This window comes from Microbacterium sp. Marseille-Q6648, from assembly GCF_943181415.1.
Lineage (GTDB): Bacteria > Actinomycetota > Actinomycetes > Actinomycetales > Microbacteriaceae > Microbacterium.
This window is the reverse complement of the sequence record NZ_CALPBZ010000001.1, coordinates 1,546,578-1,572,144: the sequence shown is the minus strand read 5'-3', so window position 1 is coordinate 1,572,144 and position 25,567 is coordinate 1,546,578. Positions and strand designations below refer to the sequence as shown.

General features: G+C 72.1%; 22 protein-coding genes. 15 read left to right on the top strand and 7 right to left on the bottom strand.

What is annotated here, in order from left to right; translation table 11 throughout:
* Nucleotides 1-52 precede the first annotated feature (52 nt).
* The gene (locus NFR93_RS07500) at nucleotides 53-1,099 is read right to left on the bottom strand and encodes an o-succinylbenzoate synthase (RefSeq protein ID WP_502846262.1); all 1,047 of its coding nucleotides are present in this window, start codon (nucleotides 1,097-1,099) and stop codon (nucleotides 53-55) included.
* 47 nt (nucleotides 1,100-1,146) lie between these two features.
* Between NFR93_RS07500 and NFR93_RS07495 the strand changes: the two genes are divergently transcribed.
* The 4 genes from NFR93_RS07495 to metH all read left to right on the top strand — a co-directional run bounded on the left by NFR93_RS07495 (nucleotide 1,147) and on the right by metH (nucleotide 6,992).
* Complete coding sequence (locus NFR93_RS07495) at nucleotides 1,147-1,482, top strand: PadR family transcriptional regulator (protein ID WP_251451347.1); 336 nt, start codon at nucleotides 1,147-1,149, stop codon at nucleotides 1,480-1,482.
* A gap of 1 nt (nucleotide 1,483) precedes the next feature.
* Complete coding sequence (locus tag NFR93_RS07490) at nucleotides 1,484-2,458, top strand: permease prefix domain 1-containing protein (protein WP_285814551.1); 975 nt, start codon at nucleotides 1,484-1,486, stop codon at nucleotides 2,456-2,458.
* A gap of 38 nt (nucleotides 2,459-2,496) precedes the next feature.
* On the top strand, nucleotides 2,497-3,297 hold the full coding sequence (locus NFR93_RS07485) for an LLM class F420-dependent oxidoreductase (protein WP_251451345.1): 801 nt from the start codon (nucleotides 2,497-2,499) through the stop codon (nucleotides 3,295-3,297).
* 62 nt (nucleotides 3,298-3,359) lie between these two features.
* Nucleotides 3,360-6,992, top strand: coding sequence for a methionine synthase (metH, locus tag NFR93_RS07480; RefSeq protein ID WP_251451343.1), 3,633 nt, complete (start codon nucleotides 3,360-3,362; stop codon nucleotides 6,990-6,992).
* Nucleotides 6,993-7,002: 10 nt separating this feature from the next.
* Here the strand turns inward: metH and NFR93_RS07475 are convergent, their stop codons facing one another.
* From NFR93_RS07475 to NFR93_RS07465, 3 genes are read right to left on the bottom strand one after another with little or no spacing between them, the layout of a single operon-like run.
* Nucleotides 7,003-7,416 (bottom strand): glucose-6-phosphate dehydrogenase, encoded by a 414-nt coding sequence (locus tag NFR93_RS07475; protein WP_251451341.1) that lies wholly within the window; start codon nucleotides 7,414-7,416, stop codon nucleotides 7,003-7,005.
* 13 nt (nucleotides 7,417-7,429) lie between these two features.
* Complete coding sequence (locus NFR93_RS07470) at nucleotides 7,430-10,303, bottom strand: ATP-binding cassette domain-containing protein (RefSeq protein ID WP_251451338.1); 2,874 nt, start codon at nucleotides 10,301-10,303, stop codon at nucleotides 7,430-7,432.
* A 4-nt stretch (nucleotides 10,304-10,307) separates the two neighbouring features.
* Complete coding sequence (locus NFR93_RS07465) at nucleotides 10,308-10,859, bottom strand: hypothetical protein (protein WP_251451336.1); 552 nt, start codon at nucleotides 10,857-10,859, stop codon at nucleotides 10,308-10,310.
* A 127-nt stretch (nucleotides 10,860-10,986) separates the two neighbouring features.
* Here NFR93_RS07465 and NFR93_RS07460 point away from each other — a divergent pair, with 127 nt between their 5' ends.
* From NFR93_RS07460 to NFR93_RS07450, 3 genes are read left to right on the top strand one after another with little or no spacing between them, the layout of a single operon-like run.
* Nucleotides 10,987-11,886: a 1,4-dihydroxy-2-naphthoyl-CoA synthase gene (locus NFR93_RS07460; RefSeq protein ID WP_285814550.1), complete on the top strand. Its 900-nt coding sequence runs from the start codon at nucleotides 10,987-10,989 to the stop codon at nucleotides 11,884-11,886.
* A 13-nt stretch (nucleotides 11,887-11,899) separates the two neighbouring features.
* Nucleotides 11,900-13,054: an AMP-binding protein gene (locus tag NFR93_RS07455; protein ID WP_251451334.1), complete on the top strand. Its 1,155-nt coding sequence runs from the start codon at nucleotides 11,900-11,902 to the stop codon at nucleotides 13,052-13,054.
* Between the two features lie 15 nt (nucleotides 13,055-13,069).
* Nucleotides 13,070-14,047 carry a 1,4-dihydroxy-2-naphthoate polyprenyltransferase gene (locus NFR93_RS07450; protein WP_251451333.1) on the top strand — a complete coding sequence of 326 codons (978 nt, stop codon included), beginning with the start codon at nucleotides 13,070-13,072 and terminating at the stop codon, nucleotides 14,045-14,047.
* On the opposite strand, the gene NFR93_RS07445 is transcribed toward NFR93_RS07450, so the two are convergent.
* Entirely contained in the window at nucleotides 14,048-14,365 is a 318-nt protein-coding gene (locus NFR93_RS07445) for a DUF4229 domain-containing protein (RefSeq protein ID WP_251451332.1), read from the bottom strand. It abuts the gene before it with no gap.
* A gap of 80 nt (nucleotides 14,366-14,445) precedes the next feature.
* Between NFR93_RS07445 and NFR93_RS07440 the strand changes: the two genes are divergently transcribed.
* The 3 genes from NFR93_RS07440 to NFR93_RS07430 are packed head-to-tail and all read left to right on the top strand — an operon-like array spanning nucleotide 14,446 to nucleotide 17,576.
* Nucleotides 14,446-14,886, top strand: a complete 441-nt coding sequence (locus NFR93_RS07440; RefSeq protein WP_251451331.1) for a PLDc N-terminal domain-containing protein — start codon at nucleotides 14,446-14,448, stop codon at nucleotides 14,884-14,886.
* A gap of 2 nt (nucleotides 14,887-14,888) precedes the next feature.
* Complete coding sequence (gene menD, locus NFR93_RS07435; protein ID WP_251451330.1) at nucleotides 14,889-16,688, top strand: 2-succinyl-5-enolpyruvyl-6-hydroxy-3-cyclohexene-1-carboxylic-acid synthase; 1,800 nt, start codon at nucleotides 14,889-14,891, stop codon at nucleotides 16,686-16,688.
* 24 nt (nucleotides 16,689-16,712) lie between these two features.
* A complete protein-coding gene (locus NFR93_RS07430; protein WP_251451329.1) occupies nucleotides 16,713-17,576 on the top strand; it encodes a PPK2 family polyphosphate kinase in 864 nt (287 codons plus the stop codon).
* 12 nt (nucleotides 17,577-17,588) lie between these two features.
* On the opposite strand, the gene NFR93_RS07425 is transcribed toward NFR93_RS07430, so the two are convergent.
* Nucleotides 17,589-18,902, bottom strand: coding sequence for an isochorismate synthase (locus NFR93_RS07425; protein ID WP_251451328.1), 1,314 nt, complete (start codon nucleotides 18,900-18,902; stop codon nucleotides 17,589-17,591).
* A gap of 53 nt (nucleotides 18,903-18,955) precedes the next feature.
* Between NFR93_RS07425 and NFR93_RS07420 the strand changes: the two genes are divergently transcribed.
* Genes NFR93_RS07420 through NFR93_RS07405 form a run of 4 tightly spaced genes read left to right on the top strand, consistent with a single transcriptional unit; the run spans nucleotide 18,956 to nucleotide 22,795 of the window.
* Nucleotides 18,956-19,516: a DUF402 domain-containing protein gene (locus NFR93_RS07420; protein WP_251451326.1), complete on the top strand. Its 561-nt coding sequence runs from the start codon at nucleotides 18,956-18,958 to the stop codon at nucleotides 19,514-19,516.
* A 52-nt stretch (nucleotides 19,517-19,568) separates the two neighbouring features.
* A complete protein-coding gene (locus NFR93_RS07415; protein ID WP_285814549.1) occupies nucleotides 19,569-20,312 on the top strand; it encodes a demethylmenaquinone methyltransferase in 744 nt (247 codons plus the stop codon).
* 43 nt (nucleotides 20,313-20,355) lie between these two features.
* The gene (locus NFR93_RS07410) at nucleotides 20,356-21,411 is read left to right on the top strand and encodes a polyprenyl synthetase family protein (protein ID WP_251451324.1); all 1,056 of its coding nucleotides are present in this window, start codon (nucleotides 20,356-20,358) and stop codon (nucleotides 21,409-21,411) included.
* Nucleotides 21,412-21,421: 10 nt separating this feature from the next.
* On the top strand, nucleotides 21,422-22,795 hold the full coding sequence (locus NFR93_RS07405; RefSeq protein WP_251451322.1) for an FAD-dependent oxidoreductase: 1,374 nt from the start codon (nucleotides 21,422-21,424) through the stop codon (nucleotides 22,793-22,795).
* A gap of 14 nt (nucleotides 22,796-22,809) precedes the next feature.
* Here the strand turns inward: NFR93_RS07405 and NFR93_RS07400 are convergent, their stop codons facing one another.
* A complete protein-coding gene (locus NFR93_RS07400) occupies nucleotides 22,810-24,492 on the bottom strand; it encodes an alkaline phosphatase D family protein (RefSeq protein WP_251451320.1) in 1,683 nt (560 codons plus the stop codon).
* Nucleotides 24,493-24,579: 87 nt separating this feature from the next.
* Here NFR93_RS07400 and NFR93_RS07395 point away from each other — a divergent pair, with 87 nt between their 5' ends.
* A complete protein-coding gene (locus NFR93_RS07395; protein WP_251451318.1) occupies nucleotides 24,580-25,548 on the top strand; it encodes an alpha/beta hydrolase in 969 nt (322 codons plus the stop codon).
* Nucleotides 25,549-25,567: the final 19 nt, after the last annotated feature.

Genomic DNA, 25,567 nt, shown 5'->3' with positions numbered 1-25,567 from the left:
GTGGTTCGCCCGTGCGCCCGCGGCAAGCACTTGCGCGCTGCTGGGGGGTGGCCTATGGGCGCGTGTGCTCGAGGTGGGCCAGGCAGCGCCGGATGCGTGCCAGCCACCAGTCCCGGCGCTCCGCGCCCGCCGCATGAGCGCGCAGCAGCGAGGGATCGGCGTCCACGCGCCCGACGGTGAGCGTGCCGCCGCGAGGGGCGAGGGGTGATGCCGCGACGTCGGCGGTGAAGAGGGCGGCCGTGCCCAGCCCGCAGTCGTAGTCGAGATCGGGCAGCGCCGCGGCGAGCGCGACACCCATGGCGAGGCCGACCGAGGTGTCGAGGGCGCTCGAGACCACGGCGGGCAGGCCGCTGGCCGCGACGATCTCGAGTGCGCGGCGCACGCCGCCGAGCGGCTGGACCTTGACGACGATGAGGTCCGCCGCGCCCGCGCGCGCCACCGCGAGCGGGTCGGCGGCCTTGCGGATGCTCTCGTCGGCGGCGATGGGGATGCCCAGGCGCGCGATCCGCGATCGCAGCTGGGCCATCTCGTCGATGTCGGCGCAGGGCTGCTCCACGTACTCGAGGTCGTACTCCTCCATCGCGCGGACGGCGTGCTCGGCCTCATCGAGGTTCCACGCGCCGTTCGCGTCGATGCGCACCCGACCTTCGGCGCCCATGGCCTCCCGCACCGCCCGGACGCGCGCGACGTCGTCCGCGAGCGTCTGCCCGGGCTCGGCGACCTTCACCTTCGCCGTGCGGCAGCCGTCGAACCGGGCGAGGACGTCGGCGACCGCCGAGGCGGGCACCGCGGGCACCGTCGCGTTGACCCCCACCGTGTCGCGCAGCGGCGCCGGCTGCGGCATCCACCCGTAGTCGAGGGCCGCGGCCAGCCACGTGGCCGCCTCGGGGTCGTCGTACTCGAAGAAGGGCGAGAACTCCGTCCAGCCGGCCGGGCCCTCGATGATCGCGGCCTCTCGCACCTCGATCCCGCGGAACCGGGTCGCCAGCGGGAGCGAGACCACGTGGACGCGGTCGCGCAGGTCGTCGAAGGAGGGGAGCGGGACGGACGTGTCGGTGTGCACGGCTCCATCCTGTCGCGTGGAGTGTGACCGCACCATCGATGTGTGGTTGCCAATAGTGTGTGACACACAGTACAGTGTCACGCATGAGCGAGACGGAAGCGCTGGACACGCACCTCCAGGAGCTGAGGCGGGGGACCGTCGTCCTGGCCTGCCTGCGCCTGCTCGAGGCGCCCGGCTACGGGTACGGGCTGCTGGAAGACCTGCAGTCCCGCGGCTTCGACACCGACGCCAACACGCTGTATCCCCTGCTGCGGCGCCTCGAGAAGCAGGGACACCTCACGAGCGAGTGGAACACCGACGAGGCGCGACCTCGCAAGTTCTACCGCACGAGTGCCGCCGGACGACGGCTGGCGGCCGCCCTCACCACCGACTTCCAGGCGATCGCGGCAGCGGTCGCCGACCTTCCCGACGGGAGCTGACATGACCTCCACCACCCTCACCGATCGCTACGTCGACGCCGCCATGCGGACCGTGCCCGAATCCCAGCGGCCCGATCTCGCCGCCGAGCTGCGGGGTTCCATCGACGATCAGATCGACGCACGCGTCGCCGCCGGGGAGGACCGCTCCGCGGCGGAGCGCGCGGTGCTCACCGAGCTGGGCGACCCCGACGCCCTGGCGGCGCAGTACACCGGGCGCCCCCTCTACCTCGTCGGCCCGCAGCACTACCTGGACTGGTGGCGGCTGGTGACGCTGCTGCTCGGCATCGTCGTGCCGCTGGCCGCCTTCGCGATCGCGCTCGGCCAGGCGCTGTCGGGAGCCGACCTCGGCGGCATCATCGGATCCGCCGTCGCCGGCGCCTTCGGCGTCGCGGTGAACATCGTCTTCTGGGTCACGCTCGTCTTCGCGATCGTCGAGCGCGCCGGCGCCGCGACGGCGGACGGGAAGACCCGCGGGCTGAAGCTGCGCTCCGGGTGGACCCCCGATCAGCTGCCCGAGCCCCGCCAGCAGGGCACGGGGGTCTCTGAGGTCGTCGGCGGTGTCCTCGCCGTCTTCGCCGCGGCCGCCGTGCTGCTGTGGGACCGTTTCGTCGGGTTCGCCCCCGGCATCCCCGTCTCGTTCTTCGACCCCGGCATCTGGCCGGCGGGGGTGGCCTACGCCCTCATCGTGCTCGCGATCGACGCCGTCCTGCTCGTGATCGTCCACGTGATGCGTCGCTGGACGGTGGCGCTCGCCGTGACGGACGTGATCCTCACCCTCGCGCTCGCCGTCCCCGCGCTCGTGCTGCTGTCGCAGGGCCGCCTGATCAACACCGCGTTCTTCCCCGCCGTGCTCCCTTCCGGGGGCGAGGACATCACCCAGATCGTCACCGTGGCGTTCGGGTTCGTCTTCGCCGCGATCGCGGTGTGGGAGATCGTCGACGCGATCCGCAAGGCGCGACACGGGGCCCGGCGGTGACGACCCTCGCCCCTCCGGCTCCTCTCTAGGCTGGTGCCATGCTTCTCGACACTCCCGTACGCCTCGGCGTGCAGATCCAGCCCCAGCACGTGACCTACCCCCAGATCCGCGACGCGGTGCGGACCCTCGAAGACCTCGGTGTGGACATCCTCTTCAACTGGGACCACTTCTTCCCCCTCACCGGCGACCCCGAGGGCCTGCACTTCGAGTCGTGGACGATGCTCGGGGCCTGGGCGGAGCAGACCGAGCGGGTGGAGTTCGGCGCTCTGGTCAACTGCAACAGCTACCGCAACGCCGACCTGCAGGCCGACATGGCCCGCACCATCGACCACATCTCGGCGCGCGGCGGCGACACGGGCCGGTTCATCTTCGGCACCGGCTCGGGCTGGTTCGAGCGCGACTACGACGCGTACGGCTACGAGTTCGGCACCGCCGGCTCGCGGCTGGACGACCTGGCCGAGGGCCTCAAGCGCATCGAGGCGCGATGGGAGGCGCTCAACCCCGCGCCGACCCGGCGCATCCCCGTCATGATCGGCGGCAAGGGCGAGAAGAAGACGCTCCGCCTGGTCGCCCGGCACGCCGACATCTGGCACAGCTTCGTCATGCCCGACGAGCTGCCCGCCAAGCTCGAGGTCATCCAGCGGTGGGCCGAGACGGAGCAGCGCGACACCGCGAACCTCGTGATCTCGAACGAGCTGCACCGCCGGGACGAGGAGATCGCCGACGGTCTCTACGCCGGCGGGACGCGGATGTTCACCCTCGGCTTCCCGGGGCCCGACTTCGACTACGACCTCGTGCGCCGCTGGCTGGCCTGGCGGGACGCCAAGAACGGATCGTGAACCGCGTCGCCGCATGACGGCGCCCGTCAGGGCCGGACACCCGCGCGACTAGAATCGCGCAGGTGTCCGGCCCTGTCTCCGCCCCCCGGTTCGCCCTCGACATCGAGGGCGTTCCGCGCCCTGCGCGCTCGCAGGCGCTGCTGGACGCCGTCAACACGCGCGTCGTCATCGCCGACGGCGCCATGGGCACGATGCTGCAGCGCCATGAGCCGACGCTGGAGGACTACCAGCAGCTCGAGGGCTGCAACGAGATCCTCAACGTCAGCCGCCCCGACATGATCGCGGCGATCCACGACGCCTACCTCGAGGTGGGGATCGACGCCGTCGAGACGAACACGTTCGGCGCCAACTGGTCGAACCTGTCGGACTACGACATCGACGGTCGCATCCACGAGCTCGCCGCCGCCGGTGCCCGCATCGCCCGCGAGCGGGTCGAGGCGGCCGAAGCCGCCGACGGGCGCATGCGGTGGGTGCTCGGCTCGATGGGCCCCGGTACGAAGCTCCCGAGCCTCGGCCACACCACCTACGACCACCTCAAGCAGACCTTCGCGCTGCAGGCCGAGGGCCTCATCGACGGGGGCGCCGATGCGTTCCTGGTCGAGACCTCGCAGGATCTGCTGCAGACCAAGGCCGCCGTCAACGGCTGCAAGCAGGCGATCGTGGCCCGCGGCATCCGGCTGCCCATCTTCGTCGAGGTCACCGTCGAGACCACCGGCACGATGCTCATGGGAAGCGAGATCGGCGCCGCCCTCACGACGCTGGAGCCCCTCGGCGTCGACGCGATCGGGCTCAACTGCGCCACCGGACCGGCCGAGATGAGCGAGCACCTGCGGCACCTCTCGAAGCACTCCTCGGTCGCGATCGCCTGCATGCCCAACGCGGGGCTGCCCGTTCTGACCGCCGACGGCGCACACTATCCGCTGTCGCCGGCCGAGCTCGCCACCGCGCACGAGCAGTTCGTCCGCGAGTTCGGGCTGGGACTCATCGGCGGATGCTGCGGCACCACGCCCGAGCACCTGGCGGCCGTGGTCGAGCGACTCGGCGGCAGCGCCCGGACGGGCACGCCCCGGCATCCGGTCACCGAGCCGGGCGTCGCGAGTCTCTACCAGCACGTGCCGTTCGATCAGGACACCGCCTACCTCGCGATCGGGGAGCGCACCAACGCGAACGGGTCGAAGGCGTTCCGCGAGGCCATGCTCGAGGGGCGCTGGGACGACTGCGTCGAGATCGCCCGGGGCCAGATCCGCGTCGGCGCGCACCTGCTCGACGTGTGCGTCGACTACGTCGGGCGGGACGGCGTGGCCGACATCCGCGAGGTCGTCTCGCGTTTCGCGAGCGCGTCGACACTGCCGCTGGTGATCGACTCCACCGAGCCGGCCGTCATCCAGGCCGGGCTCGAGCTCATCGGCGGGCGCCCGGTGGTCAACTCCGTCAACTTCGAGGACGGCGACGGCCCCGACAGCCGGTACGGCCGCATCATGCCCCTGGTGAAGGAGCACGGTGCCGCCGTCATCGCTCTGACGATCGACGAACAGGGGCAGGCCCGCACCGGTGACGACAAGGTGCGGATCGCCTCGCGGCTCGTGGATGCGCTCGTGGGGGACTGGGGCATGCGGGTCGAGGACATCATCGTCGACGCGCTCACCTTCCCCATCGCGACCGGCCAGGAGGAGACCCGCCGCGACGCCATCGAGACGATTGATGCGATCCGGCGTCTCAACGAGAAGTACCCGGGCATCCACACCACCCTCGGCGTCTCGAACGTCTCGTTCGGGCTCAACCCCGCAGCCCGGAGCGTGCTGAACTCGGTCTTCCTGCACGAGGCGACCCAGGCGGGACTGGATTCCGGCATCATCGACGCAGCCAAGATCGTGCCGCTGGCCTCGATCCCCGATGAACAGCGTCAGGTCGCCCTCGATCTCGTGTGGGATCGACGCGCCTACGACGATGAAGGCAACCTCACCTACGACCCGCTGGCCCGGATGCTGGACATCTTCGCCGGCGTCGACACCGCGGCCCTGCGCGACCAGCGCGCCGCCGAGCTCGCGGCCCTTCCTGTCGGCGAGCGACTCGAGCGGCGCATCATCGACGGCGAGTCCAAAGGTCTCGAGGCCGATCTCGACCTCGCCCGCGAGGGCGGTCTCACGGCGCTCGCGATCATCAACGACCATCTGCTCGAGGGCATGAAGGTCGTCGGCGAGCGGTTCGGATCGGGACAGATGCAGCTGCCGTTCGTGCTGCAGTCCGCCGAGGTCATGAAGACCGCCGTCGCCCTGCTCGAGCCGTACATGGAGAAGACGAGTGCGTCCGGCAAGGGCACGATCGTGCTGGCCACCGTGCGCGGCGACGTGCACGACATCGGCAAGAACCTGGTCGACATCATCCTCACCAACAACGGCTACGACGTGATCAACCTCGGGATCAAGCAGCCGATCACCGACATCATCGCCGCCGCGGAGGAGCACGATGCCGACGTGATCGGCATGTCGGGGCTGCTGGTGAAGTCGACCGTCGTGATGAAGGAGAATCTGCAGGAGCTCACCTCACGGGGCCTCGGCACGCGCTGGCCGGTGATCCTCGGAGGCGCGGCCCTCACCCGCGCCTACGTCGAGGACGACCTCGCGAGCCTGTTCGACGGCGAGGTGCGCTACGCCCGCGACGCTTTCGAGGGACTCGCGCTCATGGAGCCGCTGGTCAAGATCGCCCGCGGCGCCGATCCGGTCTCGGTGGGACTGCCCGAACTGAAGAAGCGTCGGCATGCGACGGGCTCCAAGCTGACCCTCACCGAACCCGAGGCGATGCCCGCACGCTCGGACGCGGCATCCGACAACCCGGTTCCGGCGCCCCCGTTCTGGGGCACCCGGATCGTGAGGGGGATCGCCCTGGCGGACTACGCCGCCTTCCTCGACGAGCGTGCGACGTTCATGGGGCAGTGGGGACTCAAGCCCGGACGCGGCGAGGACGGCGCCACCTACGAGCAGCTCGTCGAGCGCGAGGGCCGGCCGCGGCTGCGGTACTGGCTCGACCGCATCCTGTCCGAAGGGATGCTGGACGCATCCGTCGCGTACGGCTACTTCCCGGTGGTGAGCGAGGGCGACGACGTCGTGGTGCTGCACCACGGCGACGACCCGGCCGGTGCGCTGGGCACGGCGGGCCTCCTCGCCCCCGACGGCGGATCCGGCGGAGCCGTCGGATCGGACCGGCTGCGCTTCCACTTCCCGCGGCAGCGACGCGACCGTCACCTGTGCCTGGCGGACTTCGTACGCTCCCGCGGATCCGGACAGGTCGATGTGATGCCGGTGCAGCTGGTCACCGCGGGTGCCCGCATCGACGGCGTCACCGCGAAGCTCTTCGCGGAGGACCGCTACCGCGACTACTACGAGCTCAACGGGCTCGTGATGCAGCTGACCGAGGCTCTCGCCGAGTTCTGGCACGCCCGCATCCGCGCCGAGCTCGGCTTCGCCGACGAGGACCCGCGCGATGTCGCCGGGCTGTTCAAGCTCGAGTACCGGGGCGCGAGGTTCTCCCTCGGCTACCCGGCATGCCCCGACATGGAGGACCGTCGCAAGGTCGTCGAACTGCTGCGCCCGGAGCGGATGGGCGTCGAGCTCAGCGACGAGCTGCAGCTGCACCCGGAGCAGTCCACCGACGCGTTCGTGTTCCACCACCCCGAGGCGAAGTACTTCTCGGTCTGAGACGGGAGCGTCAGCCGACGCGCTCGCCGCACATGCCGCAGATGCCGGTGGAGGGCACCTCGACGAAGCACGTGGGGCACACCGCCCGGGGGCGGTCTGCGGAGGGAGTGGGCCGCGGCGTCCGGGCCGTGGCGGCGCGCGCCGCCGGGGCACGTCGAGCGCGGGGTGCGTCACCGGGGCGTGCGACGGACTCGGGCTCGCGGGCGGGCTCGGGCCGATGCTCCAGGCAGTAGAACCGCACGAAACCCGCGGGATTCTTCGGGTGCGGATGCTTGACCGCCCACAGGTCGGTGCGCTCCAGCACGGGTGCGTCGGACGGGCACGAGGCGCAGCGCGTCGGCTCACCCGGCATCACCTCGGACACCAGCACCGGGGTGCCGAAGGGCAGTCCGTCGCGCCAGTCCGAGGACGTGGTGATCTTCATCCCCTCAAGCTTGTCACGTCCTGGTCGCGTGCGGCACCGCACCGTGGGCGGAGGCGGCGGTGGCGGCATCCGCTCCCGGGGGCGCGGGGAGGACGGGCTTCGCACGGCGCAGGGCGGCGAGCACGGCGCGACCGACCAGAGCGAGCCCGATGATCGTCGTGAGCGCCCGCAAGGCGTCCCACGACGCCGTCGATGTGACGAGGGAGTAGATCAGGAAGCTCGCGAGGTTCTGCCCGAGCGGAGCGCCCGGCTCGTACGAGATGGCGGTTCCGCTCCCGACCGCGAACGGCCAGAACCAGAGGTTCATCACCAGGCCGAAGGCGAACGCGGCGACCAGGCCGTACCCGGCGAGCATCGCGACCTCGCCGCGGCCCGTCACCCGTCGGGGGAGGAGTCCGGCGCCGGCGCCCACCCACGCGCACGCGAACATCTGGAAGGGCGTCCAGGGGCCGATTCCGCCCCACACCATCGACGACAGGGCGATCGTCAGGAGCCCGAGCAGCAGGCCGAAACGGGCGCCGAAGGCCCGGCCGGCGAGGATCAGCAGGATGAACACGGCCTCCACCCCGCCGACCCCCGTGCCGACGATGCGGACGGCGGCGCCGATCGCGGCGAGGGTGCCCAGCAGCGCGAGGGTGTGGGCGGACCGGACGCTGCCGTCGAGGGCGGCGAGCACGACCAGCGCCGCGAGCGGTGCGAGCGCGAGCGAGGCGGCGGGGACGGCGGCCTGCGCCTGATCCGGGACTGCGGTGGCCACCAGTGGCCACGCGAACGCCGCCAGCGCCACGAGGTTGGCTGCGGCGAGCGCAAGGAGGGTCGTGCGACCGAGCTGGGTTGCCCCTGCCCGGGTGAGCGGATGCCCGCGCCGCAGTCGTTCGTGATGCGGAGCCGCGGTCGCGGGCCGGGAAGAGATCGCGGGCCGGCGGGCGGTCGCGGCGGGTGCGGCCTCTGGCCGTGGCCCGGGGGCCTCCTGTGCCAGCACGCCCGCGACCATCGTCAGCACGCGGGCGCCGAGACCGGCGGCGAAATCCCGGTCGTGAGTGGCGAGCACCACCGCCACCCCCTCCGCCGCGAGCCCGCGGAGGGTGTCCGCCATTAGCGCCCGTGCGGCGGGGTCGAGACCGCGCGTGGGCTCGTCGATCATCAGCACGCGGGGCCCGCCCGCCAGCTGCAGGGCGATCGCGAGGCACCGTCGCTCGCCGACCGAGAGGTCGCGCGGATGCCGCTCCGTGGCTGTCGCCGGGTGCTCGCCCGATCCGCCGAGGAACTCCCGCCAGCGGCGCGCGGTCGTTCCGCGGACGAGTCCGTGCCGCCGGTCGGCGCGGGCGCACTCGGCCGCGACGGTGTCGCACACGAACAGGTCGTCCGACGCGTCGGGAACGAGGGCGATGCGTCGGGGCTTCCGCCGCGACGATCCGCCGACCACGACCGCCGCCCCCTTCGCCGGGAGCGCCATCGCCGTCAGCAGGCTCGACTTGCCAGCTCCGTTCGGCCCGACCACCGCCACGACCTCGCCGCGAGCGACCGAGAGCGAGGCCCCGCGGACGGCGGGGTGCGACCCGTGCGAAACCGAGAGGGCGGTGACGTGCAGGGCGGGCGGGTCTGCGACCGGCCGCACCTCGGGCTCCGGCTCGACGGCCTGCCCGGGGTCGGCGGGCCCGGTGTCGGAGGCGTGCGTGAGCGTGCCGTCACGGAGCACCCCGTCGCCGATCTCGACGACGCGGTCGGCGACCGCCGCCAGCTCGGCGACGCGGTGCTCGGCCGCGACCACGCTTACGCCGGCGTCATGGGCGAGCGCGTCCAGCAGGCCCACGATCCGCGCCCGCATGTCGGGATCGAGGTCGGCCAGCGGCTCGTCGACCAACAGCAGGATCGGATGGTCCACGACCGCCGCGGCGACGGCCACGAGGAGCGCCTCGCCCGCCGACAGCGTCGCGGTGCCGCGCTCCAGCAGATGTCGGATGCCCACGCGCTCCGCGACCTCCGCCACGCGCGCGGCGACGATCAGCGGGGCGACGCCCCGCAGCTCGAGCGTCAGCCCGATCTCGTCGCCGACGCGCGCGGCGGCGAACCCGTCCCGCGGATGCTGCAGCACCACCCCCACCAGCCGAGCGGTGTCGCGCGGCGGGACCGCGTCCCGGTCGTGGCCCACCACGCGGAGCGTGCCGGTCGCCGTTCCGCCGTCGAGGTGCTGGTGGAGGCCCGCGAGCGCGCGCAGCAGCGTCGACTTGCCCGAGCCGGTCGCGCCGGCGACGACCGTGAGCGTGCCGGGAGCCAGAACGAGGTCCGCCACGCGCAGCGTGGGCGGCGCCCGGTGGGCGTGCTGCAGCGCGACGCCCCGCAGCTCGACCGGCGACAGGCACGCCCCGTCCACGGGGCGGCCGCCCATGCCCCGCAGCTCGAGCGCCGCGGCGAGGGCGGTCGCCTTCTCGAGCGTGCGCTCCAGCACGGGCGACAGCAGCCGTGCCGAGCCGCGCTCGCCGCGCAGCCGCTGCGCTCGCCGCACCGCGCGCACCGCATCGGCGAGGGCGGGCAGCGCCGCCCACGCGACGGCGAGCGTCCGCGCCGCTCCGCGAAGCGGTCCGCGCCTGCCGCCGCGAGCCAACAGCCTGGGCAGGTCGACGACGACGTTCAGCAGTCCGAACACGAGGATGGTCGCGGCGATCGGCACAGCGCTCGTCGCGGCATCCGCAAGACCGTCGGCGGTGACCCGACCGAAGAGCACGACGTGCGCGAACGGGGCGGGCAGGCGCAGCTCCGGCAGCGTCCACAGGGGGGTCCCCGAGCCGTCTGCGCCGTGGAAGACCACCCGGTAGACGACACGGACCGCCACGAACCCGGCGGCCAGAGCCACCGCGGCGCGAAGCGGTCCGAGCCGGGAGGTCATCGGATCACGAGGTGGGCGCGGCGGGTTCGCCGTTCAGGGTGAACAGCAGCTCCACCGCGTCGCCCGGCTCGAGCTGCAGCGTCGACAGGCCCTCCTGCGCGTAGTCCCACACGCCCTCGGCGGGCTTGACCCACAGCGACCAGTACGCGAACGCCGCGGGCATCGATTCGCACGTCTCGAAGTAGTCCGATCCGTCTTCGGCCTCGATGGCCTCGTCCTCGGCGGGGACGCCGTTCACCCGGCAGACGACCTGGTCGCCGTACTCGTCGGTTCCCTCGGTGGTGATGCCGGCGGCCTCGAACGCGTCGGCGGCGGCGATGGGGGAGGAGGTCTCGATGCACGACTGACCGGCGGGCGAGTCGTCGACGGCGAGGTCGCCGGTCTCGACGATCACGGTCACACCGGTGCACTCGGCGGGCGCCGTCGCCGAGGCGGAGGGAGTCGGAGACGTGGTCGCGGTCGTGGGCGCCGCGGTGGTCGAGGTCGAACAGGCGGTCAGAGCGAGCAGGGCGGCGGCGGCCGAGGCGGCCGCGAAGATGCGCAGAGTCGAAGTCACCGATCCAGGGTAGGGCGAGCGCTCGTGAGCCTCCGTCCGCATGACGCTCCGCGTCAGCGTTCTCGAACGCTCCGCGCCAGCGTCATCGGACGCTCCGCGGGCGGGGCCCGCGCCGTAGGCTGGGCGGGTGAGCGTCTCCGAGCTGTTCGACCCCGAGGAATGGATGCCCGCGCCCGGCGCCGAGGGCTACACCGACATCACGGCCCACTACTCCCGGGACGGGCGCATCGCCCGCATCGCGTTCGACCGGCCCGAGGTGCGCAACGCCTTCCGTCCGCACACCGTGGACGAGCTGTACCGCGCCCTCGACGACGCTCGGCAGAACCCCCGCATCGGCGTCGTGCTGCTCACCGGCAACGGACCGAGCCCGAAGGACGGCGGCTGGGCGTTCTGCTCCGGCGGCGACCAGCGCATCCGCGGACGGGATGGCTACAAGTACTCCGACAGCGACGTCGTGACGGATCCGGCGCGTGGCGGCCGGCTCCACATCCTCGAAGTGCAGCGGCTCATCCGGTTCATGCCCAAGGTGGTCATCGCCGTCATCCCCGGCTGGGCGGCGGGGGGCGGGCACTCGCTGCACGTGGTGTGCGACCTGTCGATCGCGAGCGCCGAGCACGGACGGTTCAAGCAGACCGACGCCGACGTCGGGTCCTTCGATGCCGGGTACGGCTCCGCCTACATGGCCCGGCAGGTGGGCCAGAAGCTCGCCCGCGAGGTGTTCTTCCTCGCCGAGGAGTACTCCGCCGAGCGCGCCCGCGAGATGGGCGCGGTCAATCGCGTCGTGCCGCACGCCGACCTCGAGCGCGAGGCCGTCGCGATGGCCCGCACCATCCTGACGAAGTCGCCGACCGCGATCCGCATGCTGAAGTTCGCCTTCAACGCCGTCGACGACGGGCTCGTCGGGCAGCAGGTCTTCGCCGGCGAGGCCACGCGCCTGGCCTACGGGACCGACGAGGCCGTCGAGGGTCGCGACGCGTTCCTCGGCAAACGCGACCCGGACTGGTCGCCCTACCCCTGGCACTACTGACCGGGCTGCGCGCATGAGAGTCCAGCCCGTCACCGGCGACGACCCCCGCGAGATCCTGCGCGCCCTCCGCTGGGCGCTGGACGGCGCGGGTCCGGCGCTGGGTCTCGGCGTCGTCCCGGGTGTCGCCGGGGACGTGCCCGACGGCACCGCCGTCGTCGTCACGACGTCCGGCTCCACCGGCGTGCCCAAGAGCGTCATCCTCGGCGGCGACGCCCTCGCCGCCAGCGCCCGCGCCACCGCCGACCGCATCGGGTCGGGCGCGTGGCTGCTCGCCCTCCCCGCCGCCTACGTCGCAGGTCTGCAGGTGCTGGTCCGGTCGGTGGTCGCCGGCCACGAGCCCGGCTTCATCGACGGGTCGTTCACCCCCCGAGGGTTCGCCGATGCGGCATCAGCCCTGTCGTCCGACGCCGGGGCGGGAACGCCCACGTTCACCTCTCTCGTGCCCGCTCAGCTGACACGGCTGCTGGATGCCGCAGAGCGCGACGAGGCCGTGGCCGACGCGCTCCGCTCGTTCGCCCGGATCCTGGTGGGCGGGCAGGCCCTCGCACCGGCCGTGCTCGAGCGGGCGGAGGCGGCGGGCGCGCGGATCGTCCGCACCTACGGCTCCACCGAGACCAGCGGCGGCTGCATCTACGACGGCATCCCCCTGGACCCCGTGTCGGTGCGCATCCACCGCGGCGAGGTGCAGGTGGCCGGGCCCACGCTGGCGACGGGGTACCTCGGCGCTCCGGAACTCACCGCCCATGCCTTCGTGCGCGATCGCGACGGCACCCGCTGGTATCGCACCGGCGACGCCGGCATCCTCGACGAGGACGGCGTGCTGCGGGTGCGCGGCCGGCTCGACAACGTCATCGTCTCGGGTGGGGTGAACATCTCGCTCGATCGCGTCGAGCGGATCGTCCGCGATGTGCCCGGTCTGGGCGAGGCGGTCGTCATCGGCGTTCCCGACGACCGCTGGGGCGAGGCCTCGGTCGTCGTCGCAGCGCGCGGCGAGGCGCTGCGGCGGAGTGAAGCGGTGCAGCTCGAGGAGGCCCGGCGGGCGGTCGCGGCCGAGATCGGCCCGCACGCGCGTCCGGCGCGGCTCATCCTCGTCGACCACCTCGACACCCTGCCGTCGGGAAAGCCCGACCGCGAGGCGATCCGCCGGGCGGTGCTCGCCCTGCACTGATTAGGATGGCCAGTCGTGGCAGGCACCTCCAGCAAGAAGCGCAAGCGTCCGGCATCCGGCTCCCGCGGCTCCCGCGGCAACCCGCAGCGCAAGGATCAGCCCGCGCCCCGGCGGGTGGAGCCGGCGACGGCCCGCGACTGGATCGGCGCCGCACGGCTGCGCACGCTGCCGCTGGCGGTCACCCCGATCCTGATCGGAACGGGCGCCGCCATCCTCGTCTCGGACGTCTTCCACTGGGTGATCGCTCTGGCGTGTCTCGTGGTGGCGGTCTCGCTGCAGGTCGGCGTCAACTACGCCAACGACTACAGCGACGGCATCCGGGGCACCGATGACCACCGCGTCGGGCCCGCCCGCCTCACCGGCGCCGGCAAGGCGCGGCCGCGCACGGTCCTCATCGTCGCGCTCGTCTTCTTCGGCATCGCGGCGGTCGCGGGGCTGGCGATCACGATCCGGACGCAGCAGTGGTGGCTGATCGCCGTCGGCGCGGTGTGCATCATCGCGGCGTGGTTCTACACCGGGGGCAAGCGGCCCTACGGGTACGCGGGACTCGGCGAGGTCGTCGTCTTCGTGTTCTTCGGTCTCGTGGCCACCCTCGGCACCACGTGGGTGCAGGCCTTCGCACTGCCGCAGGAGGCGTGGTTCGGCGGGGTCGGGGCCGGACTGCTGGCCTGCGCGGTGCTGCTGGCGAACAACCTGCGCGACATCGACCAGGACCGCGCCGCGGGCAAGCGCACACTCACGGTCGTCATCGGCAAGACCGCGACCCGGTGGCTGTTCACCGCGTTCGTGCTGCTGCCATTCGCGATCGCGGCCTACCTGGCGCTGTTCTACCCGATCGCCTGGCTGTCGCTGCTGGCCCTGCTGGCGGCGCTGCCCGCCATCCTCATCGTGTGGACGTACCGACTTCCGCGCGAACTCGTGGTCGCCCTGGCGCTCACGTCGCTGACCTCGGTCGCGTACGGCGCGTTCCTGTGCTGGGCGTTCGTGGGCTGATCAGGCCCGGCGCTCGTCCTGCGGCGATTCCGTCCCGGCTTCGGCCGGGCCGGGCAGGGCGTCGGCTGCGGCATCCTCGGCGGCTTCGTCGCTCGCGGCGGCCCTCGCCGCCGCCCGGCGCTCGGCGATGCCCATCGACACCTCGTCGAGCGGGCGGCGCAGGAACAGCAGAGACAGGCTGAGGCCGATCAGGGCCGCGAAGATCGCCGACAGCCAGTAGAACTGACGGCCGATCTCGAACAGCATCATGATGCCGAACGGCACGAGGAACGCCAGCAGCCGCAGCGCCGAATAGAGCAGGACGGGGCGGGCTTTCACCCGTCCATCGTAAACGGCGTCCCGGCGACGGTTCGGTCACGACCGGACCGAAGCGGCGCCCACGCGCCTAGGATGGTGATGTGCCTCGGGTGCTGTTGATACTGGCCTTGGTGGCGACCGCGTTCTGGGTCTTCACCATCGTCGACTGCGCCGTCCAGCCCGCCACCCGTCACCGCGGCGTCAGCAAGCCGATCTGGCTGCTGATCGTCATCCTGCTTCCCGTGCTCGGCGGCATCCTGTGGTTCCTCGTCGGGCGCACCCGCGCGTCGGTGCAGGCGCGACGCCGTGCCCCCGACGACGATCCCGAGTTCCTCGGCCAGATCGGGACGATCAGCGACCAGGACGAGCGCATCCGCCGCCTCGAGGAAGAACTCGCGCAGCTGGACGCCGAGGACGACGACCCGAAGTGGACCACCCCGGGCACGACCGCGTCCGCCTCGGGAACCGGCACGACCGAGCCGCCCACGCGCTCGACCGACCCCGACGACGACACCCGCGGTCAGCGCGGCGCCCTCGGCTGACCGTGCCCGATCGCTCGCCGGCGACCGACGCCGCCGCGGCTCTGCTCTGCCGCCTGGTCGAGCTCGGTGTCGAGCACATCGTGCTCAGCCCCGGATCCCGCTCGCAGGCGCCGGCGCTCGTGGCGGCCGAACTGGAACAGCGCGGCGTCGTGACGCTCCACGTCCGCATCGACGAGCGTGTCGCCGGGTTCACCGCACTCGGGATCGGCCGTGAGGCCCGCGTTCCCGCCGTGGTGATCTGCACCTCGGGCACCGCGGTGGCCAACCTGCTGCCGGCGGCGCTGGAAGCCCACCACGCCGGCGTGCCGCTGATCCTCCTGACAGCGGACCGGCCACCCGAGCTGCGCGGCGTCGGGGCGAACCAGACCACCCGGCAGCCCGGGATGTTCACCGCGGCGACGCGGTGGGAGACCGATCTGCCGGTGCCCGACCTGACGGACGCCACCGGTGACGGCGAGCAGAGCGTGATGCTCCGCGACGTCGCCGACCGGGCCTTCGCCGCTGCGCTCGGGGTGGGCCTTCGCTCGCCCGGACCGGTCCACCTGAACCTGCCCTACCGCGAACCCCTGGCCGGCCCGCTCCCGGACTGGCTGTGCGTGCCGACCGCCGAGCTGTCCGCCGCGCCGGGGCAGGACCCCGACGAGGCGCCGGGCGAGGACGGTGCCGCGGACGACGACGGCTCGGGCGCCCTGTACCAGGGCGGCGGCGGCATCGGCGAGTCCGACGTGCCCCGAGACCCCGAGGACGATCCGTTCGTCATCGAGCGCGGACCCCGCACCGTCGTGATCGCCGGCGCGGACGCCGGTCCGGATGCCGAGGTTCTGGCCCACGCCGGCGGGTGGCCGCTCGTGGCCGAGATCGTCAGCGGGGCCCGCTACGGCCGGCTCCTCGTCCACGGGTACCGGCGCGTCCTCGCCGATCCCGCGCTCGGCGGGCGGGTGGAGCGTGCGCTCGTGCTCGGGCATCCGACCCTCAGCCGGGAGGTCGCCGGGCTCCTGGCCCGGCCCGACGTCGAGGTGGTCGCCGTGCGCGGACCCGGCGAGCCCCTGAACCTCAACGGCGCCACCGTCGCCGTCGACGCCGTGACCGTCGCCACCGGCGAGCCCGATCGCGAGTGGCTGCGAGCCTGGCTCGAGGCGTCGCGCGCGGCATCCGTGGATCTGTCGCCGCCGGCGCCCGATGCCGACGCCCTGGCGTCGGCCGTGCCCGGGGAGAGGCTGGGCGCGATCGCCGACGAGCTCGCCGTCATCCGCGCGCCCCTCGATCGCGCCGCGCTCGTCGACGCGGTGTGGCGGGCGACGTGGCCGCACGACCGGCTCGTGTTCGGCTCGTCGCGTCTCGTCCGGGTGGCCGATGCGGTGCTCGCCGGCAAGAAGGTGCCGGTGCACGCCAATCGCGGCCTCGCCGGCATCGACGGCACGGTCGCCACCGCCACCGGCATCGCCCTCGCGAGTCAGGGGAATGCCGGGCCGGGCGTGACCCGCGTGCTGCTGGGCGACCTCGCGATGCTGCACGATGTCGGCGCGCTCCTGCTGCCGCCTTCCGAGACCGAGCCGCGCCTGCAGGTCATCGTCGGCAATGACCGCGGCGGCACGATCTTCGACGGGCTCGAGGTCGCCGGGGTCGCGGGTGAGGACGCGATGGATCGCGTGCTGTTCACACCCCAGGACGTGCGCCTGGAGCAGCTGGCTCTCGCCTACGGGTGGGAGTACCGGCGGGTGACGACGCGGGCCGCGCTGGATCAGGCCCTTACCGCTCCGGTGGGCGGACGTCAACTGGTCGAGGTACCCCTCGACCGCTGACCCGCGGGGGGCCATGATGGCCCGATGGGCACCAAAGAGCAGAAGCGCTGGACAGCGGACGTCTCGAGACTCCTCCGGGTGGGTGAGGACTTCATCCTGTCGGGTGTGGATCCGAGCGGCAGTCCCGGATACGAGGGCGCCAAAGCGGATGCCGTCGCCGACCTCGAGCGCGTCGCGGGCGAGCTGGAGGAGTACCAGGACCGCCTTTACGCCGCGAGTCAGGCCGAGACCACCCACGCCGCGGTGCTCCTGGTGCTCCAGGCGATGGACGGTGCCGGAAAGAGCGGCATCATCCGCCACGTCGTGGGTGCGGTCGACCCGCAGGGCATCCAGATCTCGGCCTTCAAGAAGCCGACGGAGGAGGAGCTCGAACACGACTTCCTGTGGCGCATCAAGAAGCGCATCCCCGAGCCCGGGGTCATCGGGGTGTTCGACCGCTCCCACTACGAGGACGTGCTCGTCGGCAAGGTGCGCGAGTTCGCCACCCCGAAGGAGATCGAGCGCCGCTACGACGCCATCAACGACTTCGAGAAGAAGCTCGTCGAATCGGGCACCCGCATCGTGAAGGTCATGCTGCACATATCGTACGAAGAGCAGCGCGACCGCCTCATGAAGCGGCTGGACCGCCCCGACAAGCACTGGAAGTACAACCCCGGCGACACCGAGGAGCGCAAGCTCTGGCCCCACTACATGTCGGCGTTCCAGACGGTCTTCGACCGCACATCGACCGACGCGGCACCGTGGTACGTCGTGCCGGCCAATCACAAGTGGTACGCGCGGCTGGCGGTGCAGGGGCTGCTGCTCGAGGCGCTGGAGGACATCGATCCGCGCTGGCCGGCCGCCGACTACGACGTCGCCGAGGAGAAGCGCAAGCTCGCGGCCACGTGACGGGGTGAGACCTCAGGCGAGGGCGTCGACGATCGGGCGGAACTTCACGCGCGTCTCGACGAGCTCGGACTCGGGGTCGCTGCCCGCGACGATTCCCGCGCCCGCGAACGCGGTCACCCGGATCGTGTCGCGGTAGGCGGCGACGCCGCGCACCGGGTCGAGGTCGACCTGAGCGCACCGCAGCGCGATCGCCCACTCTCCGTCGCCCTTCGCGTTCACCCAGCCGACCGGGCCCGCGAACCGACCGCGGTCGAACGGCTCGAGGTGGCGGATGACGTCCAGGGCGGCGTCGGTCGGCGTGCCCGCCACCGCGGCCGTCGGGTGCAGCACGCGGATGAGGTCGAGGGCAGACGCGGCGCCCGCAATGTCGCCCTCGACGTCGGTGGCCAGGTGCCAGACGTTCGGCAGCTTCAGGGCGAACGGCTGCTCGCTCGCGCACAGTGCCGTGGTGTGCGGGCGCAGCGCGGCCAGGACGCTCTGCACCGCGTACTGGTGCTCGTCCAGATCCTTCGCCGATGTCGACAGGGCGAGGGATGCCGCGACGTCGGCGTCGGCATCGGCACCGCGCGGGGTGGTTCCGGCGAGGACACGGGCTGTCGCGACGCCGCGCGAGACCGTCACGAGCGTCTCGGGGCTCGCGCCGATCAGCCCGTCGACCGCGTACGCCCACGTGTCGGGGTACCCGGATGCCAGCGCGCGGGCGAGGCGGCGGAGATCGGAGCCGGCGGGAATCGTGCCGGCGAGGTCGCGGGCGAGCACCACCTTGCTGACGGTGCCGTGGTCGATGGCGTCGAGTCCGCCGCGAACCGCCTCCTGATAGGCCGCCGGATCGAGGGCGCCCGGACCGAGCGTGGCCGACCAGTACGGTCCGTACGGCACGGCGGTGGGGGGCTCGTCGTCGGAAGACGTGCCGTCATCACCGGCGAGGCTGATGCGGGTCGTCCAGAAGCGCGAGCCGTGACGGCCCACGACGGTGGTCGGGACGATGAGTCGGCTCGACGTCGACGAACGCCGGTCGAACGCGAAGGATCCGAACGCGACAAGGCCCGTGCCGGGCAGGTCCAGCGGATCGTCGACGTCGGCGACGGCGACGAGCGTCCGCCACAGTTCGGCCACCGCGGGCTCACCGGTGGACGGCGCCGAGTACGCGTCTTCGCCGCCGAAGCCGAGGCGGAGCGTCTCGCCTGATCCGACGATGCCGTCACCGCGCCGCAGCCACACCATCGGCGCGTCGGGGGAGGTGTACTCCAGCAGGTCTTCGACCGGGTCGATCTCGCGAGTCCTGGCGATCAGCCGGGGTGCGGGCGGAAGAGCCGGGTCGGTCACCCTCCCAGCCTAGGGCCGTGCCGAGAGACCCGGCCGGCCCTAGGCTGGCGGGGATGAGCGAGACCGCGACCTCCCCGCGCCCCGAGCCGGGCACCCGACTGCTGTTCCGCTGGCGCAAGTGGGACGGGGGCCCGCACTGGGTCCACGAGTGCGTCTACCTCGGGACCGACCGGTGGGGCGACTGGTTCGGCCAGCTCCCCGGATGGCACAGTTCGCGACCCGGCCGCGAGTTCGTGCCGCAGCATCCCAACGTCACGCTGGTCCCGCCGACCGGCGACTACGCGTACACCCACAACGCGGCCCCGCACCGGACGCGGGTCTACATCGACATCGCGTGGGACGTCACGTGGCGCGACGGAGAGCCCACCGGCATCGACATGGACCTCGACGTCGTGGACCGCGAGGGTCAGGGCGTCTACATCGACGACCGCGACGAGTGGGACGAGCACCGGCTCGCCTACGGTTACCCGGCCGACGTGGTGGCGACCCTCGACGCGCTCGCGACCGATCTGGAGCGACGGGTGACCGCTCAGGAGGCGCCGTTCGATCCGGTGACCGCCGATGTGTGGCTCGACCGCCTCGCAGCACTGGGCCTCGGGCCGTCCCACCACTGAGCGCCCCCCGCTCCTCAGATCCAGGCCGGCCTGCGCGGCCTAGACTCGGGGTGTGGACTCCCCGGACGACAAGCAGCCGCACCGCGCCGACCTGCAGAAGGATCCGGCCCGCGTGAGCGGCATGTTCGATGAGGTCGCCGAGGGCTACGACCGCACCAACACCGTGCTGAGCATGGGCAACGACCGCCTGTGGCGGGTCGCCACGACGCGGGCGGTCGAGCCGCGTCCCGGCCAGCGGATCCTGGACCTCGCGGCCGGCACGGGCGCGTCCAGCGTCGCCCTCGCACGCAGCGGCGCCGAGGTCGTCGCCGCGGACTTCTCGCCCGGGATGATCGCCGAGGGCAGACGTCGGCACAGCGGCATCCCGAATCTGTCCTTCGTCGAAGCCGACGCGACGGCGCTGCCGTTCGACGACGACTCCTTCGACACCGTGACGATGTCGTTCGGCCTGCGCAACGTGAATGAGCCGCGGACCGCGCTGGCAGAGCTGCTGCGCGTCACGCGTCCGGGCGGACGCCTGGTGATCTGCGAGTTCTCGCACCCGCCGTCGGCGTCGTTCAACGGCCTCTACCGCTTCTACAACGACCGCATCCTGCCGGTGGTGGCCAAGGCCGTGAGCTCGAACGCCGCGGCGTACGACTACCTCAACGAGTCGATCAAGGACTGGCCGGGCCAGGAGCGTCTGGCGCAGTGGATCCGCGAGGCGGGGTGGATCGGCGTGGCCCATCGCAACCTGTCCATGGGGATCGTCGCGCTGCACCGTGCGATGAAGCCTCCGGCGTCCCCGCACCCCTGACCGGGCGGGGACCGGGGGTGTCCCGCGCCGGTAGGCTGGTCGCGTGACTCCTCCCGCGTCGGGCCCGCGCATCGCAGGCAAACTCGGACTCGGCGACCGCATCTTCGCCGGTCCGCGTTCTCGACGCCTCCTCTCGACGGTCGAAGCGGGACTCGAGCGTGTGGACCGTCGCATCGAGGCCGAGTTGCGCATGACCGACGCGATCGCGGACTCGGCCAGTCGCTACCTCTTCGAGGCGGGTGGCAAGCGCGTGCGCCCCATGCTCGCGCTCCTGACCGCCCAGCTGGGCGACGGCACCACCGACGAGGTCATCGAGGCGGCCGCCGCTCTCGAGCTCACCCACCTCGGCTCGCTCTACCACGACGACGTCATGGACGACGCCGACAAGCGCCGCGGGGTCCCGAGCGCTCACGAGGTGTGGGGCAACAGCGTCGCGATCCTCACCGGCGACCTGCTGTTCTCGCGCGCCAGCCAGATCATGGCGCGCCACGGCGATCGCGCCATCCGGCTGCAGGCGGACACCTTCGAGCGCCTCGTGCTCGGGCAGTTCCACGAGACCGTCGGCCCGCAGGAGGGCCAGGACCGCGTCGCGTTCTCGCTCGACGTCCTGTCGGACAAGACCGGATCGCTCATCGCCGCGGCCGCTCAGGCCGGAATCATCTTCTCGAACGGCCCCGCCGAGTACGAAGAGGCCATGGTCGTCTTCGGCGAGAAGGCGGGCGTCGCCTTCCAGCTGCTCGACGACGTCATCGACCTGTCCGCCGATCCGGGAGAGACCGGCAAGGTGCCCGGCACCGACCTGCGCGCCGGCGTGCCCACCATGCCCTACCTCGTCTTGAGCGAGCGAGCGGATGCCGCATCCCGCGCGCTGCGGGACCGCATCGACGAGGGGGTCGCCCTCATCGCCGACGGCGCCGATCCCGCCGTCCTCGACGACGCCCTCAACGAGCTGCGCACTCACGAGGCCACGGACGCCACGCTCGCCCTCGCCCACTCGTGGTCGCGCGAAGCGGTCGACGCCCTCGCGCCGCTGCCCGACGGACCGGTCCGCGAGGCGCTGACCCGCTTCGCCGAAGCCGTCGCCGACCGCTCCAGCTGAGAGGACCCCCATGACCAAGCTGCGCCTGGCGATCGTCGGAGCGGGACCCGCGGGCATCTACGCCGCCGACATCCTGCTGAAGGCGGAGCGCAAGTTCGACGTGTCGATCGACCTGTTCGAGCAGCTCCCCGCACCGTACGGCCTCGTCCGCTACGGCGTCGCGCCCGACCATCCGCGCATCAAGGGCATCATCACGGCCCTGCGGGAAGTCCTCGACCGCGGCGACATCCGCATCTTCGGAAACGTCCGCTTCGGTGAGGACGTCACCCTCGAGGACCTCAAGCGCCACTACCACGCCGTCATCTTCGCCACCGGCGCGATCCGCGACACGAACCTGGCGATCCCCGGCATCGAGGCCGAGGGATCGTACGGCGCCGCCGACTTCGTCAGCTGGTTCGACGGTCACCCCGACGTGCCGCGGGAGTGGCCGCTCGAGGCGGAGTCGGTCGCCGTCATCGGCAACGGCAACGTCGCGCTCGACGTCTCGCGCATGCTCGCCAAGCACGCCGACGACCTGCTGCCCACCGAGGTGCCCGACAACGTCTACCGGGGGCTCAAGGCTTCCCCCGTCACCGACGTCCACGTGTTCGGACGCCGCGGTCCCGCGCAGGTGAAGTTCACGCCGCTCGAGCTGCGGGAGCTCGGCGAGCTCCACGACGTCGACATGGTGGTCTACGACGAGGACTTCGACTACGACGACGCCTCCAAGGCGGCGATCGCGTCCAACAAGCAGGTCATGGTCATCGACCGCGTGCTGCAGTCGTGGCGCAGGCGGGACTCGGTGAACAACGCCGGCGGCACGGCGTCGCGCCGGCTGCACCTGCACTTCTATGCCAAGCCGCTCCAGGTCCTCACCGACGACGCCGGGCGGGTCTCGGGCTTCCGGTGGGAGCGCACGCGTCCCGACGGCGAGGGCGGCGTGGTCGGCACCGGTGAGATCCGCGAGGTCGCCGTTCAGGCGATCTACCGGGCTGTCGGCTACTTCGGCTCGCCCCTCCCCGGCGTCCCCTTCGACAAGCGGCACGGCGTGATCCCCAACCACGAGGGCCAGGTGCTGCGCAAGGACTCCAACGAGCGCGTCCCCGGCGTCTACGCGACGGGATGGATCAAGCGCGGACCCGTCGGGCTCATCGGTCACACCAAGTCCGACGCCATGGAGACGGTGCGTCACATCATCAACGACCAGGGCTCGTGGTGGCAGCCTGTCGACCCGTCCGAAGAGGCGATCCCCGAGCTGCTGGCTTCGCGCGGCGTGCGCTGGACCGACCTCGAGGGCTGGCACCGGTTGGACCAGCACGAAGTCGCCCTCGGCGCACCGCACGAGCGTGCGCGCGTCAAGGTGGTCCCCCGCGACGAGATGGTCGCGATCTCACGCGGCGAGTGAGGTCGCGCGCGGGCTCAGCGCGCTGACGTCCGCGACTCCACCGCGGTGCGCGGCCCCACGACGATCCGCGACACCTCGTCGATGCGCGGATGCCGCTCCTCGCCGTCCTCGACGACGCCCGTGTGCCATGTCAGCTGCAGGCCGCCCGCGGTGTCCTGCAGCACCGAGAGGTTGTTGTCGAACCACGGGCCCTTCACCGTCGACCACTCGAAGGGCGGGTCGGGCACCTTCGCCGACCGCGCGACCAAGGCGCCGATCGGGCGCGCGACGCCGTACGACATCACCACCGAGAACCACCGCATCACGCGCGGGAGCGGATTGCGAACCGGCGAGCACACCGCCTGCAGAATTCGCGAGCCCCGGGACCTGTCGACCTCGGCGATGTACGAGAAGTGCACGTCGCCGGACAGGAACATGAGCGTATCGGGCGCGGTGCCCCGCCCGCCGTCGGCGATCTCGGTGATCACGCGGGCGAGGGCTTGGAAGCTGTTCTGCCACGCCGCCCAATGCTCGAGGTCGACCATCTGACGCAGACGCTCGCCGACCCGCGCGGCGCGGCGCCCCCACGCGCCCTGCGAGATCGCTTCGTCCCACGACTCGACGTGGTGGAGTCCGATCGGGAGGAGGTACGGCAGCGAGGTGGCAACCAGCAGGTGTCGCACGCCGCCCTGCAGCTGCGCGTCGAGCCAGGCCCATTCGGTCGCGTCGACCAGGGCGCGCGCGGTGGGGGTGAGGTCGCGGGCGGCGCGGGAGTCGACGACGACCAGGCGGATGTCGCCGAAGTCACGACGGTAGCTGAAACGGTAGGTGGTGGGCTCCCTATCGACACGATCGGCGAAGTCGTCGAGGACCGTGCTCAGGTCCAGCTCGTCCGGGCCCGTGTGGGCCAGCACCCGCTGCCAGATCTCGTCTTCTGCGCGTTCCGCGGGTGAGAGGTTCCCCAGGTGCTGGTACACCCAGTAGGACGCCAGGCCCGCGACGATGCGGCCGTGCCACCACGAGGTGGCCTCCATCTGCTTCTTCCAGTCCAGCGACGCGTTCCAGTCGTCGCGCACGTCGTGGTCGTCGAAGATCATGGCGCTCGGGACGGTCGAGAGCAGCCAGCGGTTGGCGTCGTCCGACCAGGCCAGACGGTAGAGGTGGGCGTATTCCTCGTAGTCCTTGAGCTCCTCGCCCGGCGGCTGTTCGATGTCGCGGCGCTGCGCGATGAAGTCCTGCATGGGCTGCGTCGTGACGTCGGCGTACACCTGGTCGCCGAGGAGCAGGATGAGGTCGGGGCGCAGCGAGGAGTCCTCGCCGAGGGCGAGGGCGAAGGTGCGCATCGCATCCACGCCGTGCCTGCGGTTTCCCGCTGCGTCGTGGTCGACGCTGGTGCGACACGATCCCCAGGCCATCCGCAGCCGGCGCTCCGGCGCGGGTGTGGCGATGACCGGTGCGGGGAGGGTGGCGTCGGCCTCGGGCCACACGAGGGTTCCGCCCACGCGGACCTCGTAGGGCAGGACCGCGCCGGGGGTGAGCTCGTCGAGTTCCACCAGGGCGTAGTGGTGGCCGTGCACCGTGAAGGTCCGCGTCCGCCAGACGCGCCCGTCGGCGTGCACGCTCACCTCGGCGTCCGTCGCGGTCTCGACCCACACCGCCGCGCACGTCTCATCGGTGTAGCGCAGCATCGGTCCGAGGACGAGGGGAGAGGATGCCATGGGCCCATTGTCCCCCTCGGGCGGCGGTGCGCGCACGGCTTGCGCCCGCCGCCGGAATCGCCTCGCCACCTGGATAGGCTGGGCGCCATGTCCGACGAATGGACACCCGATCTGCTCGGCGAGCCCTTCGAGCAGCTCGAACTCGCCCTTGGCGAAGACGAGCGCGGCCCGCTCACCGCGACGCTCGTGCGCAGCATCCCGTCGTGGATCGCCGCCCTCGGGCGACCGCTCTCGGACGTCGACGTCTTGTACGTGCACGGCTGGAGCGACTACTTCTTCCAGGTCGAGCTGGCCCGCTTCTGGAATCGGCTGGGCGCGCGGTTCTATGCGCTGGACCTGCGTCGCTACGGGCGGAGCCTGCGCGACGGTCAGGAACCGGGCTACGTGTCGTCGCTCGACGAGTACGACGACGACATCGAGGCGGCGATCGCCGCGATGAGGCCGGGGTCGCGCCGGCTCGTGCTGCTGGGCCACTCGACGGGTGGGCTCACCCTGACGCTGTGGGCGGCGAGGCATCCGGGGCGGGCGGCGGCCGTGGTGCTGAACAGTCCTTGGCTCGAGCTGCAGCTCGGCGCCGTCGCGCGTCAGGCCATCGCTCCGCTCGTCGGCGTGCGTGCGCGCTTCGACCCGCTCGGTCCGCATCCCGCGGTCGACCTCGGCTTCTACTCACGCGCGCAGCGCGAACTCGAGGTGCTGCCGGTGGGGGAGGAGCGAGTGCGCTGGCGCCCCGACATGGGGTTTCCGACCCACCCCGGCTGGCTCGCGGCCATCCTCGAGGGACACCGTCGCGTCGCTGGCGGCGTCGAGGTCGGCTGCCCCGCGCTCGTGCTCCTCTCTGCGCGTTCGACACCGCCGCTGAACTGGTCCGAGTCGATGACGGCGAGCGATTCGGTGCTCGCCGTCGACGAGATCGCCCGCAGCGCCGTGCGCATCGGAGCGATGGTCACCGTCGCCCGCATCGACGGGGCGATCCACGATGTGTTCCTGTCGCGCACGGTGCCGCGCGCGAACGCCTATGCGGTGACCGAGCGCTGGGTGCGGTACGCACTCGCGTGATCGGCCCGACGCGTCGGTC

What these genes read in the sequence shown, in the direction of transcription:
- NFR93_RS07455 (WP_251451334.1), top strand. Translation starts at nt 11,900, where the DNA reads ATGAGAGTCCAGCCCGTCACCGGCGACGACCCCCGCGAGATCCTGCGC.
- NFR93_RS07490 (WP_285814551.1), top strand. Translation starts at nt 1,484, where the DNA reads ATGACCTCCACCACCCTCACCGATCGCTACGTCGACGCCGCCATGCGG.
- NFR93_RS07395 (WP_251451318.1), top strand. Translation starts at nt 24,580, where the DNA reads ATGTCCGACGAATGGACACCCGATCTGCTCGGCGAGCCCTTCGAGCAG.
- NFR93_RS07400 (WP_251451320.1), bottom strand. Translation starts at nt 24,492, where the DNA reads ATGGCATCCTCTCCCCTCGTCCTCGGACCGATGCTGCGCTACACCGAT.
- NFR93_RS07420 (WP_251451326.1), top strand. Translation starts at nt 18,956, where the DNA reads ATGAGCGAGACCGCGACCTCCCCGCGCCCCGAGCCGGGCACCCGACTG.
- NFR93_RS07485 (WP_251451345.1), top strand. Translation starts at nt 2,497, where the DNA reads ATGCTTCTCGACACTCCCGTACGCCTCGGCGTGCAGATCCAGCCCCAG.
- NFR93_RS07405 (WP_251451322.1), top strand. Translation starts at nt 21,422, where the DNA reads ATGACCAAGCTGCGCCTGGCGATCGTCGGAGCGGGACCCGCGGGCATC.
- NFR93_RS07475 (WP_251451341.1), bottom strand. Translation starts at nt 7,416, where the DNA reads ATGAAGATCACCACGTCCTCGGACTGGCGCGACGGACTGCCCTTCGGC.
- NFR93_RS07495 (WP_251451347.1), top strand. Translation starts at nt 1,147, where the DNA reads ATGAGCGAGACGGAAGCGCTGGACACGCACCTCCAGGAGCTGAGGCGG.
- NFR93_RS07430 (WP_251451329.1), top strand. Translation starts at nt 16,713, where the DNA reads ATGGGCACCAAAGAGCAGAAGCGCTGGACAGCGGACGTCTCGAGACTC.
- NFR93_RS07470 (WP_251451338.1), bottom strand. Translation starts at nt 10,303, where the DNA reads ATGACCTCCCGGCTCGGACCGCTTCGCGCCGCGGTGGCTCTGGCCGCC.
- NFR93_RS07500 (WP_502846262.1), bottom strand. Translation starts at nt 1,099, where the DNA reads ATGGTGCGGTCACACTCCACGCGACAGGATGGAGCCGTGCACACCGAC.